This is a genomic window from Bacillus sp. JJ1609 (assembly GCF_036967045.1).
GTDB lineage: Bacteria > Bacillota > Bacilli > Bacillales > Cytobacillaceae > Mesobacillus.
The window spans coordinates 179255-187593 of the sequence record NZ_JBALSS010000005.1; the positions used below are offsets into that span (position 1 = coordinate 179255).

The 8339-nt window shown below is 43.6% G+C and carries 7 protein-coding genes; all 7 read left to right on the forward strand.

Annotated elements, in window-relative coordinates; translation table 11 throughout:
* Positions 1-296 precede the first annotated feature (296 nt).
* Complete coding sequence (gene sufC / locus V7654_RS04555; protein ID WP_335428829.1) at positions 297-1082, forward strand: Fe-S cluster assembly ATPase SufC; 786 nt, start codon at positions 297-299, stop codon at positions 1080-1082.
* An 18-nt stretch (positions 1083-1100) separates the two neighbouring features.
* Positions 1101-2408 (forward strand): Fe-S cluster assembly protein SufD, encoded by a 1308-nt coding sequence (sufD, locus tag V7654_RS04560; RefSeq protein ID WP_335428830.1) that lies wholly within the window; start codon positions 1101-1103, stop codon positions 2406-2408.
* Positions 2408-3637, forward strand: a complete 1230-nt coding sequence (locus V7654_RS04565; RefSeq protein ID WP_335428833.1) for a cysteine desulfurase — start codon at positions 2408-2410, stop codon at positions 3635-3637. Before sufD ends, V7654_RS04565 begins: the two co-directional genes overlap by 1 nt.
* Complete coding sequence (sufU, locus tag V7654_RS04570) at positions 3627-4070, forward strand: Fe-S cluster assembly sulfur transfer protein SufU (protein WP_335428835.1); 444 nt, start codon at positions 3627-3629, stop codon at positions 4068-4070. The genes V7654_RS04565 and sufU overlap by 11 nt, the downstream gene beginning before the upstream one ends.
* 120 nt (positions 4071-4190) lie before the next feature.
* Positions 4191-5588, forward strand: a complete 1398-nt coding sequence (sufB, locus tag V7654_RS04575; protein ID WP_335428837.1) for a Fe-S cluster assembly protein SufB — start codon at positions 4191-4193, stop codon at positions 5586-5588.
* A gap of 311 nt (positions 5589-5899) precedes the next feature.
* A complete protein-coding gene (locus V7654_RS04580; RefSeq protein ID WP_335428864.1) occupies positions 5900-6748 on the forward strand; it encodes a DUF72 domain-containing protein in 849 nt (282 codons plus the stop codon).
* Between the two features lie 86 nt (positions 6749-6834).
* Positions 6835-8211 carry a bifunctional metallophosphatase/5'-nucleotidase gene (locus V7654_RS04585; protein ID WP_335428838.1) on the forward strand — a complete coding sequence of 459 codons (1377 nt, stop codon included), beginning with the start codon at positions 6835-6837 and terminating at the stop codon, positions 8209-8211.
* Positions 8212-8339 lie beyond the last annotated feature (128 nt).

The following is an 8339-nucleotide window of genomic DNA, read 5'->3' on the forward strand; positions in this document are numbered from 1 at the left end:
TTGGCTCATTCCTTGTGAAGCTACCGCTTCACAAGCCTTTCAGCTTTGCTGAAAGGTTGCTGAGTGAAAAGGAAACGCTTTGAGCAAATACATTTGCTCTTTTCGTTTCCTCTTCACTCAGCAAATGAGCCAAAAATCAAGTGGGTTCGCCATCGTTCGATGAATTTCTTTCTGCTCTTAAAGAGTTGCTAACACTTTTCATTTGTTATAAGATTGTAATGAGAATAAAATGAGAATAGAGTTAAAGACCGCAATAGTCGGCTTAAAATCTTTTCTATATTGACGGAGGTATTATTATGGCAGGATCTGTATTATCAATTAAGGACCTTCACGTTGAGATTGAAGGTAAAGAGATATTAAAAGGTGTTAACCTTGAAGTTAAGGGTGGAGAAATTCACGCGATCATGGGACCGAATGGTACAGGTAAATCTACATTATCTTCTTCAATCATGGGACACCCTAAATATGAAGTAACAAGCGGTTCAGTTACGCTTGATAACGAGAACGTACTTGATATGGCAGTAGATGAAAGAGCACGCGCGGGATTGTTTCTTGCTATGCAATACCCAAGCGAAATCAGCGGTGTTACAAATGCTGACTTCTTGCGTTCTGCATTAAACAGCCGCCTTGGCGAAGGAAATGAAATTTCATTGATGAAATTCATCCGCAAAATGGATAAGCAAATGGAATTCCTTGAAATGGATTTAGATATGGCACAACGCTACCTTAACGAAGGTTTCTCAGGCGGAGAGAAGAAGCGTAACGAAATTCTTCAGTTAATGATGCTTGAGCCAAAAATTGCGATTCTAGATGAAATCGACTCAGGTCTTGATATTGATGCATTGAAGGTTGTTTCTAAAGGAATCAACGAAATGCGCGGCGAAGATTTCGGCTGCTTGATCATCACACACTACCAGCGTCTTCTTGACTATATCACTCCTGACTATGTGCACGTTATGATGCAGGGTCGCATCGTTAAGTCTGGCGGACCTGAGCTTGCACAGCGCTTAGAAGCAGAAGGATACGACTGGATTAAAAAAGAACTAGGCATCGAAGACGAAACAGTTGGGCAAGAAGCGTAAGCGTTGGGGGGATTTATAATGACGACGGAAACGAAATGGCCTTTTGACCAGGAGTACATCACTTCCTTCTCAAAAGAAATGAGCGAACCGGTATGGCTGACAGAACTTCGCGTTCAGTCTCTTGAAAAAGCTGGAGATCTTCCAATGCCAAGACCGGATAAAACAAAGATTGATAAATGGAATTTCACACAATTTGAAAAACTCCTTGTGAAAAGTGATGTTTTTTCTTCTATCAACGAACTTCCTGAAGAGGTAAAAGCACTAGTTGATCAGGAAGCAAAGGATAATAGCCTTTATGTACAGCGCAACAACAAACCTGCTTTCCTTCAATTATCAAAAGAAATGCAGGAGCAAGGCGTTGTATTCACTGACATTTTTACAGCGGCTCGTGAGTACAGCGATTTGCTGAAGAAATATTTCATGACTGCTGTGAAGTCTGATGAAAATCGTTTAACAGCTCTTCATGCAGCATTTGTTAACGGTGGAGCATTCCTATATGTTCCTAAAAATGTTCAGATTCAGAACCCGATTCAGGCGATTTTCCTGCATGATGATGCAGAAGCAAACCTGTTCAACCACGTTCTTGTTGTTGCTGAAGACAACAGCTCAGTAACATACGTTGAAAACTATATCTCAACTACTGGAAAAGTGAACGGCTTAGTCAACATTGTGACTGAAGCAATTGCTGGCCAAAATGCTAAAATCCAATATGGCGCAGTTGACACACTAGCTGCAGGTCTTACAACATACGTTAACCGCCGCGGAAAAGCAGGAAGAGATGCTCGCATCGAGTGGGCTCTTGGATTGATGAACGATGGCAACACGATTTCTGAAAACGTGACGAACCTTGTTGGTGACGGTTCTTACGGCGATACTAAGATGGTTATGGTTGGACGAGGAGAGCAAACTCAGAACTTCACGACAAGCATCATCCATTTTGGCAAGAACTCAGAAGGCTATATCCTTAAGCACGGCGTTGTAAAAGATAGTGCTACTTCGATCTTCAACGGGATCGGGAAGATTGAGCATGGTGCTTCTAAATCTAACGCAGAACAAGAATCCCGTGTTCTTATGCTTAGTGAAAAAGCACGTGGAGACGCAAACCCAATTCTTCTGATTGATGAAGATGATGTAACTGCAGGCCATGCGGCATCTGTTGGACGCGTTGATCCTTTGCAGCTTTACTACTTGATGAGCCGCGGTATTCCGAAGACTGAGGCAGAGCGCCTTGTCATTCACGGCTTTCTTGCACCAGTCGTAAACGAGCTTCCAATCGAGGGAGTTAAGAAGCAATTGGTGGAAGTCATCGAAAGGAAAGTAAAATAATGAACGCCCGCGAGATTCGTGAATTATTTCCGATTTTAAATCAGGAAGTCAATGGCAGCCCGCTAGTCTATCTGGACAGCGCGGCAACATCACAAAAGCCTGTGCAGGTAATTGAAGCACTGGACAAATATTATCGCGAATACAACTCTAACGTACACCGCGGAGTCCATACTCTTGGAACGAAAGCTACAGATGGTTACGAAGGGGCAAGGGAAAAGGTTCGTAAGTTCATTAATGCTAAATCAATCGAAGAAATTATCTTCACCCGTGGTACAACCACTGCACTTAACATGGTAGCTGCAAGCTATGGGCGTGATAACCTCAAAGAGGGCGATGAAATTGTCATCTCATATATGGAGCATCACAGCAACATCATTCCATGGCAGCAGGTTGCAAAACAAACGGGTGCTACATTAAAATATCTAGATCTGCAGGCAGATGGCACGATTTCTTTAGATACTGTAAGAGAAACAGTTACAGAAAATACGAAAATTGTATCGATCATGCAGGTATCAAATGTATTGGGTGTCATGAACCCAATCAAGGAGATTGCGGAAATTTCTCACCAGCATGGAGCAATCATGGTCGTGGATGGAGCACAAAGTGCACCGCATTTGAAGATTGATGTTCAGGATCTCAATTGCGATTTCCTCGCATTTTCTGGACATAAAATGTGCGGCCCGACTGGTATCGGTGTACTATACGGCAAGAAGGCACTTCTAGAAAAAATGGAGCCGGTTGAATTTGGCGGTGAAATGATCGATTTCGTTGGACTTTACGAGTCAACATGGAAAGAGCTGCCTTGGAAGTTCGAAGGCGGTACGCCGATCATCGCAGGTGCAATCGGTCTTGGTGCAGCGATTGATTTCCTTCAGGATATTGGTCTTGATAATATCGAAAAGCACGAGCATGCTTTAGCGGCTTATGCAATGGATAAAATGTCAGCGATTGAAGGCATGACAATCTATGGACCGAAGGAAGCTGGAAAGCGTGCAGGACTTGTAACCTTCAATCTTGAAGATGTGCATCCTCACGATGTAGCGACTGTACTTGATGCTGAAGGAATCGCCGTTCGAGCGGGCCACCATTGTGCACAGCCGTTGATGAAATGGCTTAAGGCATCGGCGACAGCACGTGCAAGCTTCTACCTGTATAACACGGAAGAAGATATTGACAAGCTGGTAGCTGGCCTTGTCAAAACAAAGGAGTATTTCAGCGATGTCTTTTAATAATTTAGATAACCTTTATCGTCAAGTTATTATGGATCACTATAAGAACCCTCGCAATAAAGGTGTTTTGGATGAAGGCAGCCTGACGGTCAACATGAATAACCCTACATGCGGAGACCGCATCCAGCTTACGATGAAAGTCGAAGACGGCAAGGTTACGGATTCAAAGTTTGAAGGGGAAGGCTGCTCGATTTCAATGTCCTCTGCTTCCATGATGACGCAGGCAATCAAGGGAAGAAGTGTGGAAGAAGCTCTTAAGCTTTCGAAGATTTTTTCTGACATCATGCAGGGTAATGAATATGATGAGGATGACCTTGACCTCGGTGATATTGAAGCTCTTCAGGGCGTTGCAAAATTTCCTGCAAGGATTAAATGCGCGACGCTTGCCTGGAAGGCGATGGAGAAGGGCCTGAAGGAAGAAGACAACCAATAGAAAATTCATATTATACACATATGGATTTTTAACAGAATAGTTTGCAGGGGATTGGCCTGCAGCAGCACAACAACAAAGCGGGGACCAAGTTTCCTGCTTTAAGAATGGAGGAATTCGACGATGGCTAAAAAAATGCCAGAGATCGGTGATTATAAATACGGTTTTGCCGACAAAGACGTTTCCATCTTCCGGTCTAAACGCGGTCTGACGCGTGAAATCGTTGAAGAAATTTCGAAACTTAAGGAAGAGCCGCAATGGATGCTGGACTTCCGCTTAAAGTCTCTTGAGCACTTCTACAATATGCCAATGCCTCAATGGGGCGGAGACATGGCTTCATTGAACTTTGATGAAATCACATATTATGTAAAACCTTCTGAGCGCTCTGAAAAATCTTGGGATGAAGTTCCTGAAGAAATCAAGGCGACATTTGATAAGCTTGGTATCCCTGAAGCTGAGCAAAAATACCTTGCAGGTGTTTCTGCGCAGTATGAATCAGAGGTTGTATACCACAACATGAAGCAAGAGCTTGAGGATCTCGGAATTGTCTTTAAAGATACTGATTCTGCTCTTAAAGAGAACGAAGATATCTTCCGTGAGCATTTTGGAAAAGTAATTCCTCCGACAGACAATAAGTTCTCAGCATTGAACTCTGCTGTTTGGTCTGGTGGATCTTTCATCTACGTTCCAAAGGGAATAAAAGTAGATACACCACTACAAGCTTACTTCCGTATTAACTCTGAAAACATGGGTCAGTTCGAGCGTACATTGATCATTGTTGATGAAGGCGCGCACGTTCACTATGTTGAAGGCTGTACAGCTCCTGTGTACACAACAAACTCACTTCACAGTGCAGTTGTTGAAATCATCATCAAGAAAGACGCATATTGCCGTTACACAACAATCCAGAACTGGGCAAACAACGTCTTCAACCTTGTTACAAAGCGTGCGGTTTGTGAAGCAAACGCAACTATGGAATGGATCGATGGCAACATCGGCTCCAAACTTACAATGAAATATCCAGCTGTCATCCTTAAGGGTGAAGGCGCTCGCGGTATGACATTGTCCATCGCGATTGCCGGTAAAGGCCAGCATCAGGATGCAGGTGCGAAAATGATCCACCTTGCACCAAATACGTCTTCAACAATCGTATCAAAATCAATTTCTAAGCACGGCGGAAAAGTAACATACCGCGGAATCGTCCACTTCGGACGCAAAGCCGACGGCGCCCGCTCTAACATTGAGTGCGATACGTTAATCATGGATAACAAGTCTACTTCAGACACAATTCCATACAATGAAATTCTGAACGATAACATTTCTCTAGAGCACGAAGCGAAGGTTTCCAAGGTATCTGAAGAGCAGCTATTCTACCTGATGAGCCGCGGAATCTCGCAAGAAGAAGCAACAGAAATGATCGTAATGGGCTTCATCGAGCCATTCACAAAAGAATTGCCAATGGAATATGCAGTTGAAATGAACCGCCTGATCAAGTTCGAGATGGAAGGTTCAATCGGTTAATGATAGATACGGGAATCCACCTGCCTCGGCAGGTGGATTTTTTTGTAAAAAATATAAATTCTGGTGTAGTTCGTAGAGATAGGCTATTAAAGTGTTGAGATTAATCCTGAAATTGTAGAGAATAGCAATTAAACTGTAGAAATTATTGCCGAAACCATAGAAATTAATTCTGAATTACCGTAGCTTTAAGTCTCAGGCCTTACTATGTGTGTTTCTTATGGGATTGAAAAGGGAATCAAAAATAGAAAAGGTCTCCACTTCTTGCTCAGGTGGACAATTATGCTATCATGAAAATAAATGGAGGTGCACAGATGATTATTGTTGGCTTAACAGGATGGGGAGACCATGACAGTTTATATGAAGGCAAGGTTGCCCCACGCGATAAACTCAAGGAATACTCCAGCAACTTTCCCGCAGTCGAGGTCGATGCCTCTTTTTACGCTGTGCAGCCTGTAAAGAATGCGGTTAGATGGGTAGAGGATACGCCTGACAATTTTCAATTCATTGTAAAAGCTTATCAGGGAATGACCGGACATCAGCGCGGTGAGATTCCTTTTAAAGATAAAAACGAGATGTTCAACGCTTATAAAGATTCGCTGCAGCCATATTTGGAAGCAAACAAGCATGGTATGACGTTATTTCAGTTTCCGCCATGGTTTGATTGCCGCCGTGAAAATGTCGAGTACCTGCGCTGGTGCCGAGAGCAGATGGGCGAAATTGATTGTGCGCTTGAATTCCGCAATCAATCCTGGTTCGAAGGCGATAGGCGTGAGAAGACGCTGGATTTCATGAAAACAGAAAATTGGATCCACAGCATTTGCGACGAACCACAGGCTGGAGAAGGATCGATACCGACTGTACTTGAGTCAACGGATTCGGAAAAAGTCCTTGTCAGGTTCCATGGCAGGAATGTTCATGGCTGGAACAAGAAGGGGAGAGGCCAGGACTGGCGTGAAGTCAGGTATCTGTATCGCTATAATGAGAGTGAATTGAAGGAATGGGCCGAAAATTTAAGGAAGCTTGACTCAGGCACAAAGCAGGTCTATGCTCTATTCAACAACAATTCAGGCGGAGATGCTGCTGATAATGCCAAGCAGATGCTAGACATATTAAATATTGAATACGCCGGACTGAACCCAAGGCAGCTTGATTTATTTTAGACCAATTTTAAACTCCATAAAATATAACTAGACCCCTTCCGAAAATAGGCAGGGGCACTTCATTTTAAAAGAGGATTGATGGTTTGATGGAAGAAGTAATTCACATTTACCATACGAATGATTTGCACAGTCATCTTGAGCATTGGCCAAGTATCCATAAACTCTTAGCTGAGCGGAGGACCTGGCATGAAGAGGCCGGTGATGAGGTGCTGATATTCGATATCGGCGATCACATGGACCGCTGGCATCCCCTCTCCGACGCGACCAGGGGAAAGGCGAATTGCCGGTTGCTGAATGAAGCGGGATACGACGCTGCAACAATCGGGAATAATGAAGGAATCACTCTTCCTTTTGAGGACTTGGATTCCATGTATCTTGAAAAATCATTCGAGATGCTCGTGGCAAATCTTTATAAGCCGGATGGAAGCAGGCCTTCATGGGCAAAGCCGTATCATGTATACATAAGTAAAAACGGTACAAAAATTGGTGTTATCGGCGTGACGGTGAACTTTGCGCGCTTTTACGAGCAGCTTGGCTGGAAGCTGGCTGATCCGATTGATGAACTTAAGAAATGTCTGGCGGAGCTTAAGGGGAAGACGGATATCATCATCCTTTTATCCCACCTTGGCATACATGATGATGAACTCATTGCCGGTATGTTTCCGGAAATCGATGTGATTCTTGGAGGGCATACGCACCACATTTTACACGAGGGAAAAGAAGTAGGATTCACCTTGCTTGCAGGAGCAGGCAAGCATGGCTTTTATACCGGCCATGTAACAGTGAAGGTCGACGAACACTCCAAGCAAATCATTAATAAAAGAGCGATCCTTTATGATATGAATGAGACAGAAAAAGTTGGAAATGAGCTGCAGCTGTCTGATGGGTATTACGCCGCAGGAAAAAGGCTAATGGCTAAAACGGTGGCAATGCTTCCAGAGGAATTAAAGACAGACCCGCTGGAACACTCAGCACTTTCCAAAATGCTGACTCAAGCATTGCGTGAATGGTGTGATGCAGATTGTGCATTCATAAATGCGGGAATGCTGCTTGGTGGCTTAAAAAGCGGGGCAATCTCGCAATTCGACTTGCTTGAAATTTGCCCTCATCCGATCAATCCATGCACCATTAGGCTTTCAGGAGCAGAGCTAAAGGAAGTGCTTCTGCAGACCCGTGATGAAAAGTGGCCGCATTTGCAAATAAAAGGTCTCGGGTTCCGCGGTACGGTTATGGGCGTGATGGAGTACGATGGTATAGAGTTCCGTAAAGAACGTAACGTACAGCAGATTTTGATAAATGGCGTACCACTCGAAACAAAAAAGCACTATGTTTTAGCGATACCGGATATGTTTACGTTTGGAAGGTTTTTTCCGGAAATTTATCGAGCTGAAAATAAGAGGTACTGGCTGCCGGAGTTCTTGCGGAATTTACTCGAATGGAAACTTTCATCTATCTATAAATAAGGACTTTGCAGCTTATTGGAACAATTAATTGACGATTTTTCGCACTTCAATGTTCCAATGCTGCTTATTGGAACAACGAGATGACGATTTTTTGCTCTTCAATGTTCCTATGCGGCTTATTGGAACAA